At 72.9% G+C, this 13,313-nt stretch carries 8 protein-coding genes; 2 read left to right on the top strand and 6 right to left on the bottom strand.

Annotation, left to right across the window (positions count from 1 at the left end; genetic code table 11):
- Window positions 1-4 precede the first annotated feature (4 nt).
- Complete coding sequence (locus DEJ35_RS04950) at window positions 5-400, top strand: ATP-dependent DNA ligase (protein ID WP_110860885.1); 396 nt, start codon at window positions 5-7, stop codon at window positions 398-400.
- 401 nt (window positions 401-801) lie between these two features.
- On the opposite strand, the gene DEJ35_RS04945 is transcribed toward DEJ35_RS04950, so the two are convergent.
- The 6 genes from DEJ35_RS04945 to DEJ35_RS04920 form a co-directional block, all read right to left on the bottom strand.
- Window positions 802-2,592: a sulfite reductase subunit alpha gene (locus DEJ35_RS04945; protein WP_111192167.1), complete on the bottom strand. Its 1,791-nt coding sequence runs from the start codon at window positions 2,590-2,592 to the stop codon at window positions 802-804.
- Window positions 2,589-8,159 carry a glutamate synthase-related protein gene (locus tag DEJ35_RS04940; protein WP_111192166.1) on the bottom strand — a complete coding sequence of 1,857 codons (5,571 nt, stop codon included), beginning with the start codon at window positions 8,157-8,159 and terminating at the stop codon, window positions 2,589-2,591. Before DEJ35_RS04940 ends, DEJ35_RS04945 begins: the two co-directional genes overlap by 4 nt.
- A gap of 415 nt (window positions 8,160-8,574) precedes the next feature.
- The gene (locus DEJ35_RS04935; protein ID WP_111122878.1) at window positions 8,575-9,387 is read right to left on the bottom strand and encodes a fructosamine kinase family protein; all 813 of its coding nucleotides are present in this window, start codon (window positions 9,385-9,387) and stop codon (window positions 8,575-8,577) included.
- A gap of 53 nt (window positions 9,388-9,440) precedes the next feature.
- Window positions 9,441-10,163, bottom strand: coding sequence for a response regulator transcription factor (locus DEJ35_RS04930; RefSeq protein ID WP_111192165.1), 723 nt, complete (start codon window positions 10,161-10,163; stop codon window positions 9,441-9,443).
- Window positions 10,151-11,365 carry a sensor histidine kinase gene (locus tag DEJ35_RS04925; RefSeq protein WP_258378433.1) on the bottom strand — a complete coding sequence of 405 codons (1,215 nt, stop codon included), beginning with the start codon at window positions 11,363-11,365 and terminating at the stop codon, window positions 10,151-10,153. The genes DEJ35_RS04930 and DEJ35_RS04925 overlap by 13 nt, the downstream gene beginning before the upstream one ends.
- Before the next feature lie 63 nt (window positions 11,366-11,428).
- Complete coding sequence (locus DEJ35_RS04920) at window positions 11,429-12,277, bottom strand: LysR family transcriptional regulator (RefSeq protein WP_110860871.1); 849 nt, start codon at window positions 12,275-12,277, stop codon at window positions 11,429-11,431.
- Window positions 12,278-12,348: 71 nt separating this feature from the next.
- On the opposite strand from DEJ35_RS04920, the gene DEJ35_RS04915 reads away from it, so the two are divergent.
- Window positions 12,349-13,254, top strand: coding sequence for a DMT family transporter (locus DEJ35_RS04915; protein WP_111192164.1), 906 nt, complete (start codon window positions 12,349-12,351; stop codon window positions 13,252-13,254).
- The last annotated feature ends 59 nt before the right edge of the window (window positions 13,255-13,313 follow it).

Raw genomic sequence — 13,313 nt, 5'->3', positions numbered from 1 at the left:
AGCCATGGGGCAGCTCATCTACGACGGCCAACCGCTCGACCTGCGGATCGACGACCGCGCGCTCACGCACCTGCAGATCGTCATCGTCAACATGCTCCGACGCGACCACCGCTTCGCGTTCTCGTGGAAGGACGACGTCGTCCACGGCAACGGTCGCAGCACGATCTGGCTGAACCCCAACGTGAGCCTGCACTTCAAGTTCACGGGCAGCCGGGTGCCGTCGATCAACCGCAGCTGGCTCGAGGACCTCTACGCCTCGGCCACCTCGGGGTCGGGGCTCGTGCTGACGCCGGAGCCGCCGGACACCAGCACGGCGGCCGACTCCGCGTGGTCGCGGGCGGTGGCGCCCGGCGACGCGGACGACGCCTCGGGGACACCGAGCGGGAGCACGGCGCGCTGATCCCGGGAGCAGTAGCACAGCGGGCTGATCCGGGTCAACGGGTTCCACTCGAACTCCACACCTCGTACGGTTTCCGTACCGCGGTTCGCTGTCGTTCCCCCGCACCGGCCCGCCAGGGCGCCGGTGCTGGCAGTGTCCGCGGCAGGAGGGGAACCCGAACAGCCCGTGACGCACAGCGAGTCCGGTGCCGACCAACCACCGGTGGCCGAGACGAGCGAGGGACGTGAGTCCCGGATCAGGGGACTCCCTGCTCGGGTCACCGACGCCACGCGTCGGTGATGCGTGCGTCACGCTGCAGGGCTCGCCGGTCCGCCCCCATCGACCGGCGCTCCTCCGGGACCGCCCCGGCCATCGGATTCGGGTTCCGTGGCCGGGGCGGACTCATCCCGTCTGCATGCGGCTCAGTAGACGTCGCGCACGTACCGCTTCGCGCGACGCATGTCGGCCAGGTACGCCTGCGCGTCGTCCTCGCCGCGCCCGCGTCCGGTCCGGATGACCTGGAGCAGCGCGGCCTCGACGTCCTTCGCCATGCGTGAGGCGTCGCCGCACACGTACACGTGGCCGCCGTCCTCGAGCCAGGCGAACAGCTCCGCCGAGCGCTCGAGCATCCGGGTCTGCACGTAGACCTTCTCGGCCTGGTCGCGCGAGAACGCAAGGTCGAGGCGGTCGAGCACGCCCTGTTCCTGCAGCTCGGTGAGCTCGTCCTGGTACACGAAGTCGGTGTCCCGGTGCTGGTCGCCGAAGAACAGCCAGTTGCGCCCCGTCGCCCCGGACACGGCCCGCTCGTGCAGGAACCCGCGGAACGGCGCGACACCCGTGCCCGGTCCGATCATGATCATCGGGGCCGACTCCTCCGCCGGCACCCCGAACGACGCGTTCGGCTGCAGGTAGACGTCGACGGTGCCGTCCGGGTCGACCCGGTCGGCCAGGAACGTCGACGCGACACCGGCGTACATCCGGTGCGGGTCGCCGTAGCGCACCGACGCGATGGTCAGGTGGATGCGGTCCGGGTGGGCCAGCGGACTCGACGAGATCGAGTACTGCCGCGCCTGCAGCGGCCGCAGGTTCGGCAGCAGCTCGTCGAGTCCCGGGGCGGCCGGGCCGGCGTCGCGGAGCAGGTCGAGGACGTCGCGTCCCCAGAGCCAGCGGTCCAGCTCGTGCTTGTCGCCGTGCGCCACGACGGCCGCGAGCTCGCTCGACGGCGCGCGCTGCACCAGGTCGGCGATGAGGTCCTTCGAGGGCGTCCGGATCTCACGGTCGGTCCGCAGGACCTCGGTGATCGGCCGGCCGTCGAACGCCTCGCCACCGTTCGCGCCGACCTGCTCGAGCAGGTCCGCCACGAAGACCTCGTCGTTCACCGGCACGACCGCCAGGGCGTCGCCGGCCGCGTACTCGATGCCCGAGTCGCCGAGGTCGAACTCGTAGTGCCGGATCTCCTTCGCGCTGCGCGGCGAGGAGAGCAGCCGGTTCTCGACCAGGCGCGACGGGTACGGGTTGCGCTTGTTCCACTGCGACCCCGGACGGGAGGCACGGCTCGCGCCCGCCCCGCCGGTCGCGCCGGCACCGTCGCCGCCACCACCGCCCGTGGTCGCGCCGGGTGCGGCCGTCGCGCCGGCCTCGGCGGCGAGGCGGTCGAGGACCGCCGCGGTCCACAGTGCGGCCGGGTCCTCGAAGTCGACGTCGCAGTCGACGCGGTCGTGGACCCGGGTCGCGCCGAGCTGCTCGAACCGGGTGTCGAGGAGCTTGCCGGCCTGGCAGAACTCGTCGTAGCTCGTGTCGCCGAGGCCCAGGACGGCGTACTGCAGCCCCTCGAGCCGTGGCACGGTGCTCGCCTGGATCGCGTCCCAGAACAGCCCGGCGTTGTCAGGCATCTCGCCCTCGCCGTAGGTCGAGGTGACGACGAGCACGTGCGACATCTCGGCGAGCTGCTCGGGGGTGACGGCGTCGAGCGCGCTGGCACGACCGCCGAGTCCGCGGGCCTTCGCGCCGGCGACCAGCTCGTCGGCCAGGAACTCGGCGTTGCCGGTCTGGGTGCCGAAGAGCACGTCGATCGTCGTCGTGGGCGCGCTGGCTGCGACCTTCTTGCCGGCGGCGGCGATGCCCGCGATGAACCCGGCGAGCCAGGACTCCTGGGCGGCCGAGAACGGTGCGTCGACGGGGATCAGCGACCCGGTCGGGGGGAGCAGGCTCACGCGGTCACCGCCTCGGTCGGCGCCTGCGGTGCACGGCGGGCGATGTCCTCGAGCGCCGCGGTGGCGAGCAGCTCGTCGAAGCGCGCCTCGCGGACGCGGCCGTCGTTCTTGGCGTTCTGGTGCATGATCCACCCCGTGGTGCCCGGCGCGTCCATGCTGCGGTTGTTCCGCTGCGTGAGCGCGCGCTTGTAGTCGTCGAGCCGCTTGATCGCGATGAGGGTCGCGAGCTGGTCGTCGGCGAACCGGTCGAGCGTCCCGCGCAGGTACTTCACGACGCGCTGCTTGACGGAGAAGTCCTCGGTGAGCACGAGGTTCTTGACGGCCTCGGCGACCCGGGGGTCGGCGGCACCGAACGCACCCGGGACGCGCTCGAGGGCGACGTCCTGGGCGACCCCGAGCACGGTGTACGACGACAGCAGCGAGAACATGTCCTCGCCCTGGTCGCCGAGCGCCGGGGCACGGCCGTCGAGCACCGTGCGCTGGTCGCGGTAGTCGAGCTTGAACGCGCGGAGCTTGTCGGTGGCGATCGAGGTCGCGAGCTCGTCGAGGAGCTCGGGCCGGGTCGCCGCCGCGAGGATCTCGCCGGCGTCCTGCGTGAGCAGCAGGGCACGGGGCATGCCGACGTACACGTGCGCGCGGGCGGTGTCCCACTCGGCGAGCAGCCGCTCGGCGAGGGCCGAACCGGTCGCCTCGAGGTGCCACTCGAGCAGCAGGCGGGCGGCGGCCTCGTGGAACGCACCGCGCTCGGTGTCGGTGACCGGGAACACCAGGAGCGAGTCCGTGCTGGCACGCTCGGCGACCTGGCCGGAGGGGTCGTACTGGTACAGGAACCCGCCGGACATGCCGTTGCCGAGGCCCTTGCCGAACGCGCCGAGGTTGAACACGGCGCCGCCGGTCATGTACTCGCAGCCGAAGTCGCCGAGGCCCTCGACGACGGCGGTCGCACCGGAGTTGCGGACGGCGAACCGGTCACCGGCCTCGCCCTCGACGAAGGTGCGACCACCGGTGGCCCCGAACAGCGCGAAGTTGCCGACCAGCACGTTGCCGCCCCGCTCGGCGCTGCCGCCACCGGGGGCGCGGACGATGATCCGTCCGCCGCTCTGGCTCTTGCCGACGCCGTCGTTCGCGGTGCCGGTGTGCTCGAGCACGACGCCGTCGTTGTTGAAGACGCCGTAGGACTGCCCGGCCGAGCCCTGCGTGCGGATCGTGACCGCGCCGTCCACCAGCCGGCGGCGTCCGCGGTCGTCCGTCGTCACGGCGGGCAGGCCCTGCACGTCCTCGGCCCCGAGCTCGTGGTTGAGCAGACGCTCGAGGTCGATGCCGAGCTGACCGCCGACCGACTTGTCGGCGTTGCCGAGCAGCACGCCGTGCACGAGCACGTGCTCCTGCGCGTGGTCGACGAGGGCGGTGCGGACGCGCTCGAGCAGGGCGTCGTCGGTGTGGAAGTCCTTCTCCAGGTACTCCGGGTCCGCGACGACCTTCTCGGGCACCTGGGCGAGCAGGGCGCGGGCGTCGAGCCGGCCCACGCTCGCCGGGTGGTCCAGGAGCTGCAGCAGGTCGGTCCGGCCGCGGGCCTCCCGCAGGGAACGCAGGCCGAGACGGGCCAGGATCTGCCGCACGTCGTGGGCGATGTTGAGCAGGTACTGCGCGAGCGCGCGGGGGTCGCCCTCGAACGCCTCGGCGTTCGTGGTCAGGCCCGCCGGGCACTTCACGTTGCAGTTCTTGGCCATCACGCAGCCGAGCATCATGAGCGCGGTCGTGCCGAACTCGAAGCTGTCGCCGCCGAGCAGGGCGCTCGTGACGACGTCGCTGCCGGTCTGGTGCGCACCCGAGCAGCGGAGCGTGACCTTCTGGCGCAGGCCGTTCGCGACCAGGGCCTGGTGCACCTCGGCGACGCCGATCTCGGCGGAGCGGCCGGCGTACTTCAGGCTGGTGACGGCCGCGGCACCGGTACCGCCGGTGTTGCCCGCGACGTTGATCACGTCGGCGCCCGCCTTCGCGACGCCGACCGCGATGGTGCCGATGCCCTCGGACGAGACGAGCTTCACGATCACCCGGACGCGGGCGGCCTTGCAGTCGTGGATGAGCTGCGCGAGGTCCTCGATCGAGTACGTGTCGTGGTGCGGCGGCGGCGAGATCAGCTCGACGCCGGGTGTGCCACCACGGGCCGCGGCGATGTCCACCGTGACCTTGGGTGCGGGCAGCTGACCACCCTCGCCGGGCTTCGCGCCCTGGCCGATCTTGATCTCGAGCTCCTCGAGCATGGGGTCGGCGAGGTAGCCGGCCCAGATGCCGAACCGGCCCGAGGCGAACTGCTTGATGCGCGAGCCGCGGATGGTGCCGTACCGGGAGTGGTGCTCGCCGCCCTCACCGCTGTTCGACATGCCGCCGACCATGTTCGTGCCGTGCGCGACGGCCTCGTGGGCGGTGGCGACGAGTGCGCCGTGGCTCATCGCACCGGACGCCAGGGTCCGGGTGATCTCGTGGGCCGGCTGCACCTCGTCGAGCTCGACGCTCGCCGGGGCGCTCTGCAGCAGCGCGAGCAGGGCGACGGCCGCACCGGTGGCGCGGAGCGTCACCCCGGTGTCGTCGACGGCGTCGACGTCGATCTGCCCGGGGTGGAGCAGCGCGAGGCCGTCCGCCAGGGCCGCGTGGCGCAGTGCACCCGTGGTCCCCGTCGACGTGAGCTCCAGGCGGAACCGCTCCGTGCCTCCCGGCAGGTCCTGGTCGTCCGACGGACGCGAGCCGGAGAGCCCGCGCACGGTGACGCTGGCGTTGCCGCTCGTCGAGAAGCGGCCGAGCTCGCGGGCGAAGTCCTCGGCCGTGTCGATGCCGGTGACGTCCGCGGGCAGCGCGAGCACGTCGCGGAGCGCGGCGGGGCGGCGGGACCGCTCGTCGTGGGTCGTCTGCAGGAACGTGACGTAGCCCGGCGTGATGCGGTGTGCGTCGATCTCGGCATCGCTCAGCCGGTCGTACCCGGTGTTCCGGTACGCGGCGTCGGTGATGCCGAACGAGTCGTCGAGCTGGCCGAGCGTGAGCAGGCGCAGCGCGTCCGAGTCGCCGGAGCGTTCGAAGGCCGGGCGCTCCTCGGTCATGCCGCCGAACCCGCGGACGCTCGCGACACCGAACGAGTGGCCGGCGCCGTCGGAGCGTTCCTTGAACAGGCCGAGCAGCGGGACCTGGCCCTCGGACGCCACCGAACGGGCACGCTCGTGCCAGTCCGTCGCCGCCTGGGCGATGCGCGCGAAGCCGACGCCGCCGACCGGTGCCTGCATGTGCGGGAAGATCCGCGCGAGCACGTCGTCGCCGGTGTCGAGGTAGTTCGGCTCGAAGAACTCGCCACCGATGTAGCTCTCGGCGGTGCACAGGCCGACGCGGCCCATGGTCTTCGCCAGGGCCTTCTCGGCGGCCTTGCGGAACTGCTTGAGTGCCAGGTCGGTCGCGGTCAGCTCGCCGGCGGGTGCGGGTGCGGCGGGGTACTTCTCCTCCGCACGCAGCCGAGCGCTCAAGCTGTACACAGCGGCGGCACCGAAGCCCAGCGCGGTCGCGACGTGGTGTGACGATGGCAGCTGACCGCTCTCCGCGACGACGGACACCCGCAGGCGCAGACCGGTCTCGATGAGCCGCTGGTTCACGGCGGCCACGGCCAGGATCACGGGGAGGGGCGCATGGGTCGACGACACCTCGCGGTCGGTCACGACCGCGATCCCGCCACCGCGCGCCGCGAAGGCCTCGATCGCGTCGCACAGCGCGTCCAACGCGCCGCGCATCGCGTCGGCGTTGGCCTGCTCGTCGGCGGGCACCGGCACGTAGAGCATGTCGAAGCGCTCGAGCGGGACGATGTCCTGCTCGCGCAGCCGCACCATGTCGAGGTGCCCGAGGATCGGCGACTGCACGACGAGCTGACGCCCCGTGGTGCCCGTGCCGTCCGGCTTCGCGCCGAGTGCCACGCGCATCGACATCCCGTCCGCCTCGCGGATCGAGTCGAGCGGCGGGTTCGTCACCTGGGCGAAGCGCTGCGAGAAGTACTTCGCCATGCCGCCCTCGGTGTCGCTCAGGGCGTTGATCGCGTTGCCGTAGCCCATCGCCGAGATGCGCTCCGACCCGTTCTGCAGCATCGGGTCGAGCATGAACCGGAAGCTCTCCTGGTTCAACGAGTACGCCACGTACCGGCCGGCGAGCGACAGGTCGCCGTCGTAGCCCAGGGTGGACGTCGTGCGCTCGTAGTCCGGAGCGGGCACGTCGTCCAGGTTCACCCGGGCGGCGTCGAGCAGGGTGCCGTAGTCACGGCGGGCCGCGAGCATGCGCAGCACCTCGCCCGTGCGCATGCGGGTGCCGGTGCGGTGGTCGACGACGAGCATGCCGCCGGCCTCGATGCGGCCGCGGTGCACGACCTCGTCGGCGTCGAACTCGACCTGGCCGGCCTCAGACGACACCATCAGGTACTCGGCCGTCTCGACGGTGCGCAGCGGGCGCAGGCCCAGGCGGTCCAGGCGGGCGCCGACGACATCGCCGTCGCTGAAGATCACGGCGGCGGGACCGTCGTTCTTCTCCTCGTACAGCGAGAAGTACTCGAGCATGTCCCGGACGTCCGGGGTCAGGGTGCGGTCGTTCTCCCACGCCGGCGGCATGAGCGAGACCACGGCCTCGATGATCTCGAGCCCGTCGTCGAACACGCGGCTCTGCAGGGTCTGGTCGAGCCGGCTCGAGTCCGACTGCCCGGGCGGGCGGACGATGCTCCGGGTGCGGGCCCGCGCGAGCGCCTCGTCCGACAGCCGGTTCTTGCGGTCGGTGTTCAGTTCGCCGTTGTGCGCCATCAGGCGGAACGGCTGCGCCATCGTCGGGTGCGGCTCGGTGTTCGTCGAGAACCGGGTGTGGAAGTACAGCGTCCGCACCGAGTGCCGGGGGTCGCGCAGGTCGGTGAAGTACCCGATCACCTCGCCGGAGTTCAGCCGGCCCTTCAGGATCTGGGTCCGGGCGCTGAGCGACAGCGGGTACAGGGCGGCGTGCTCGGCGCGCTCGGCGGCGGCCTGGGCGTAGGAGACGGCCTCGATGGCGAGCAGGGCGCGGTTCGCGGCGGCGTCGACCTCGGAGCGGTCCCAGTCGGACGGTGCCCGGAAGACCCATTGCACGATCGGCAGCTGGTACTGCTCGGCCTCGGGGCGCGCGACGGAGTGGTCCACCGGGACGTCACGGACCAGCAACAGCTCGAAGCCCTCGGCCGTGATGGCGTCCGTGACGGTCTGCTCGGCACGGGCGCGCTCGTCGGTGCCGTCGGCTCCGTCGCTGCTCGGCACGAAGCAGTTCGCGACGCCGAAGTGCCCGGCGCGCAGCTGCTCACCGGTGATGGCGCTGAAGAACTCCACCGACAGGTCGATGCTGACGCCCGCGCCGTCGCCGACACCCTCGGCGGACTTGCCGCCGCGGTGCGGGATGGAGCAGAGCGCTTCGTCGCCCTTGCGGATGACGTCGTGGCTCGGCGTCCCGTCGAGACGGGTGATGAAACCGACGCCGCAATCGCTCGATTCGCGGGCAGGGTCGTAGAGACCGAAAGAGGTGGGGTTCACGTGCGGGTCCAGTGGGGCGTTGCCGGCAGCGGACGGCGCGGGCTGCATCGATGGAGCGCTCGCCGCGGGCAGACCGATGGTGGCAGTCGGGCCCTGTGGGGTGGTGGTGCGGTAGGGCGATGCTACGGCTTGGTATACCGACCGTGCAACACGGGTGGTGTGGGGCGCGGCGCGGGGTTCTCCGGCTGGTGCGAGGTCGATCACCCGGTGCGAGGTCGCAGCGCCGCACGGAGTGGACGACCTCGCACCGGGAGGGGCGAGGCGGCGGCAGGTGCCGTGCTGCTCGCACCCGCCACGCCCGCCCGTGGGACGGACCCGGTGACCGCCGTGCTGGCGTCGGCCGCCGGGTGGTTCCGGGGCGGATGAGCTCGCCGATCCCGCGCGGCACCGCGCGCTCCTCGCACCGTTCGAGGGGTCAGGCGTACCGCTGTGCTGCCCGGAGTGCGGCGCCGGTGTACGAGCCGCCGAACAGGAACACGTGCAGCAGCAGCGGTGCGAGCTGGTGGAGCTCGACGCGCTCCTGCCAGCCGTCGGCCAGCCGTGACTCCCGGTCGTAGGCGGCGAGCACCGTCTCGAGCCGGGGGAGCCCGAACAGCCCGAGCAGTGCCAGGTCGGTCTCCGCGTGGCCGCCGTGGGCGATCGGGTCGATGAGCACGGCGCCGGTCGGTTCGGACGGGTCCGTCGGCCAGAGGACGTTGCCGGCCCACAGGTCGCCGTGCAGGCGCGCGGGGCGGTCCCCGACGAGCACGGGCTGCGGCGACCCGAGGGTTCCGTCCTGCACGCGCTGCGCGACCCGCTCGAACACGGCGGCCTCGGCGCGGTCGAACCCGCCGGCGTCGACGATACGGCGGACGAAGTCGCGGATCCGGTACTCGGCGAAGAACTCGCCCCAGGTCGCCGGTGCCTGCTCGGCCGCGACGAACGGCGTGCGCGAGCGGCCCATCCGCAGTGCCGCACCGCGAGTCCATCCGGCGGGCGGCGCACCCCAGTGATCGGCGCCGGCGGCGTGCGTGTGGGCGAGGGAACGGCCGAACCGCTCGGCCTGGGCGGCGGTGGGCGAGCCGTCGGAGATCAACTCGAGGTCGAGCACGGTCGGGCCCGGACGCCCCAGCACACGGGCGATGCGGGTCCCTCCGGTGTCCTCGGCCTGGGCGAGCCAGGCGAGCCCGGCGGCTTCGGCTGCCGCCTCGTCCGCGGTGGTGAACGTCTTCACGTGCGTCTCGGCCATCGGCCCATCCTTACCGAGGAGCACCGTCGACCGTTCAGCCGACGGTCACCCGGTCACGCGCTCGGCTCTCCCCGCCGGGCCGCGTGCACCACGAGTGCCAGCTGCACCCGGTTCTCGACGCCGAACTTCTCGTACACGTGCCCGACGTGCGTCTTCACGGTGGCGAGTCCCACGTACAGGTCGGCGGCGATCTGCGCGTTGGACGCCCCGTTCGCCACGGCGAGTGCGACCTCCCGTTCCCGCTCGGTCAGCAGGGCGAGCAGCGGGCGCGCCTCGGTGTCGTCCGCAGCGGCGCCGGCGGTTCCGCCGCCCCGGCCACCGGCCGCCTGGCCCGAGCGTGGCCCGGCCGCGAACGCGATGACCCGGTCGAGCACGGACGGGGACAGGATCGAGCGCCCGGCCGCCACGGTCCGCACGGCCTGCACCAGTTCGTGCGGCGGGGTGTCCTTGAGCAGGAACCCACGGGCACCGGCCTGCAGTGCTCCGAGCACGAGGTCGTCACCCTCGAAGGTCGTCAGCACCAGGACGGCCAGGTCGGGTCGTCGGCGCAGTTCACGTTCGGTGGCGACGAGTCCGTCGCACCGGGGCATCCGGATGTCCATGAGCACGACGTCGGGCGCGGTCGACGCGATGACGCCCTCGGCTTCGAGCCCGTCGCCCGCTTCGCCCACGACCACCAGGCCGTCGTCGCCGCTGAGCAGCATGCGGAGCCCGACGCGCACGAGCTGGTCGTCGTCGACCAGGACGACGCGGACGGGAGCGGTCACGGGGTCCACGGCAGCACCGCCTCGACCACGTGCACGCGTCCGTCGTCGCTGCCGGCGCGGAAGCTCCCGCCGACGAGACGGGCGCGTTCGGCGAGCCCGCGCAGGCCGTGCCCGGCCGAGTGCCCGGAGGCGTGCGCGGGCGCAGGTCCGTCGGCCAGCGTGTTCGACACCACCACCCGGATCGCCGACCCGCGGACCGTCTCGACCACGACGTCGACGGGCTCTCCTGGGGCGTGCCTTCGGGCGTTCGTCAGTGACTCCTGCACGATCCGGTAGGCGTGTCGCCCCACGGCGGTCGGTACCGCCGCACTGTCGGCGTCGACGCGCGCCCGGACGGTTGCACCGCCGGCACGCGCCTGGTCGAGCAGGGTGGGCAGGTCGACGAGGGTCGGCTGCGGAGGCGCGGTGCCGGTAACTTCATCGCCGCCGTTCGCCGCGGGGTCGCGCAACACCCCGAGGACGTCGCGCAGGTCGGTGAGCGCGGAGTGCGCCTCGGCCCGCACGACCCCGGCCGCCGCGGCGGTCTCGTCGGGGGTGAGCCCCGGGCCGCGGTACTCGAGTGCACCGGCGTGCAGCGCGACCAGGGACAGCCGATGGCCCAGGACGTCGTGCATCTCGCGGGCGATGTGGGCGCGCTCCTGCTCGCGGGCACGGTCCTCGCGCAGCTGCTGGTCGCGTTCGAGCAGGGCCGCGCGCTCGCGCAGGGACAGCACGAGCGCCCGACGCTGTCCGATCCCGATGCCGATCGCGACGAGCAGGGCGATGCCGACGGCGCCGGCGACGAGGATCTGCCAGAGCGGCATGGCGTCGTCCTGGGGAGCCAGGACGACGTCGTAGAGCACCGTGGCACCGAGCAGCACCGCACCGGCGACGGCGAGCTCGACGGCCCGGCGCCGGGTGGCGAGCGACACCGTGGCGATCGCGGCCGCCCCGACCGCCAACGTCGACACCGAGCTGAGGGCAGCGATGACGACCGTGATCAACAGCGGTGCCCGGTGCCGGAACGGCAGGAGGACGAGGGCAGCCAGACCGGCACCCACATCGCCGAGGATCAGCGCGCCGACGTGCAGGTCGCTCCAGCCGCGGGTGTCCATGGACGGCCACACGAGCCCCGCCGTGAGCAGTCCGGTCAGGGCCGCGACGGCGACACGCCAGCTCTGGGACCACACACGCTGCCCGAGTGGCACAGCGGGGAGCGCGGTCGAGGTCACGCCCCGAGCCTAGGGAGCCGTCGGGACGAGCGGATCCGCCGAAGGTCGGAGGTGCCCCGTCTCTCAGACCGCGTCGACCAGGGCCCGCGCCAGCGGGTGCCACGCACGGGACGACGGCCCGCTCAGCACCAGGGTCCGTTCGAGCCGCCGGGCCATCGGGATCATCACGAGGTCGGGCGGCAGCATCCCGCGGCCCAGGGTCGGCACGATCGAGACGCCCTCGCCCCGCTGGATCATCCCGAACATCGTGCTCATCTCCCGCACCCGGTGGGCGTAGCGGAAGGGGCGGCCGTCGAGCTCGTGGAGCTTCTGGACCTGGTACTCGCAGCCGCCGCCGCCCGCCACCAGGCCGTCCTCGTGCAGGTCGTCGAGCGTGAGCGCGGGCAGTTCGGCGAGGGGGTGGTCGCGGCGGATCACGGCGGCCATCTCGTCCCGCGCCACGACCACGCCACCGGCGGGTGCCGGCGACGGGTCGACGAGCACTGCGGCGTCGACGGTGCCCGCCTCGAGCCACTCCGGCATCTCGTCGTCGTCCCCCTCGTAGACCTGCACGTCGACGTCCGGCAGGGTCACCGCCCACAGCTCGCGGAGCCGCGGCAGCAGGCCCTGGCAGACGGTGGGGACGGCGGCGAGGCGCACGGTGCCGCGCGCCGAGGCGGGCCGGACCACCGCCTCCAGGGCTTCGACCGAGGCGAGCACGCTGCGGGCGTGGGCCAGCAGGCGGTCGCCCAGCGGTGTGGCGGCGGCGACCGTGCCACGGCGCACCACGGGGCCGCCGACCTCGCGTTCGAGCCCGGCGACGGCGTGGGACACCGCGGACTGCCCGACGCCCAGGGCGGTCGCCGCCGCGGTGAAGGACCCGGCGTCGAGCGTGGCGACGAACGCGCGCAGTTGCTGGACCGAGACGGTCATGCGTCCTCCTCATGTCGGCATGAGCCCCATGCGTTTGCCGCATGTCACTCGCTGGTCCGACACTAGGCCACGTGAACGCCCTCCTCTACGCCCTCGTCGCACTGACCTGGGGCTCGAGCTTCCTCTTCGCGAAGATCGGGCTCGACGGTCTCGCCCCGCAGCAGGTCGCCACCGTGCGGACCGTGCTCGGTGGGGTGACGCTCGTGGTCGTGTTGCTCGCCGCCCGGCGCCGGTGGCCCCGGGAGCCGCGGACGTGGGCACACCTGGCGGTCGTCGCGGTGTTCCTCAACGCGGTGCCGTCGTCTCTGATGGCGTGGGCCGAGCAGACGGTGCCGTCCGGACTCGCGAGCATCTACAACGCGACCACGCCGATCATGACGCTGGCCGCGCTCGCGGTGCTCGTGCCGTCCGAACGGCTGCGCGGACGGCAGGTGCTCGGGATCGTGCTCGGCATCGTCGGGGTGCTCGTGCTGGTCGGCCCGTGGGACGTCCTGACCGACCCGGAGGTCCTGGCGAGCGTGCCGGGGCAGGTCGCACTGCTCGGCATGACCGCGTCCTACGGCATCGGGCTCGCCTACCTGCGCCGGGTGGCCGTGGCGAGCGCGTACGACCCGGTCACGCTGGCGACGGTCCAGCTGACGCTGGCCTCCGGGATGCTCCTGCTGGTCGCGCCCGTCATCGCGACCGGTCCGGTGCAGCTGGACGGGAGGATCGTGGCCGCGATGATCGCGCTCGGTTGCGTCGGCACGGGGCTGGCCTACGCCTGGAACACCCGGCTCGTGCAGGCGTGGGGCGCCGGTCGCGCCTCCACCGTCACGTACCTGACGCCGGTGGTCGGGGTGGCCCTCGGTGTGCTCGTGCTGGGGGAGCGGGTGCGGTGGAACGAGCCCGTCGGCGGACTCGTCGTCCTGCTCGGGATCGCCCTGGCGTCCGGGGTGCTCCTCCGGCGGCGGGAACCTGCGGCGTCCGCCGCCTGACCGGTCCGCCGGGTCGAGCCGTAGGATCGGCGGTGACGACGACGAGGTCGTCGACGAAG

It is taken from the genome of Curtobacterium sp. MCPF17_051, assembly GCF_003234595.1.
GTDB classification, from domain to species: domain Bacteria; phylum Actinomycetota; class Actinomycetes; order Actinomycetales; family Microbacteriaceae; genus Curtobacterium; species Curtobacterium flaccumfaciens.
The sequence above is the reverse complement of the archived record's forward strand: the minus strand, read 5'-3'. Positions and strand labels throughout refer to the sequence as shown.

Excerpts from the sequence above, each read along its gene's own strand:
- DEJ35_RS04950 (WP_110860885.1), top strand. The coding sequence starts at position 5 with ATGGGGCAGCTCATCTACGACGGCCAACCGCTCGACCTGCGGATCGAC.
- DEJ35_RS04935 (WP_111122878.1), bottom strand. The coding sequence starts at position 9,387 with ATGGCCGAGACGCACGTGAAGACGTTCACCACCGCGGACGAGGCGGCA.
- DEJ35_RS04920 (WP_110860871.1), bottom strand. The coding sequence starts at position 12,277 with ATGACCGTCTCGGTCCAGCAACTGCGCGCGTTCGTCGCCACGCTCGAC.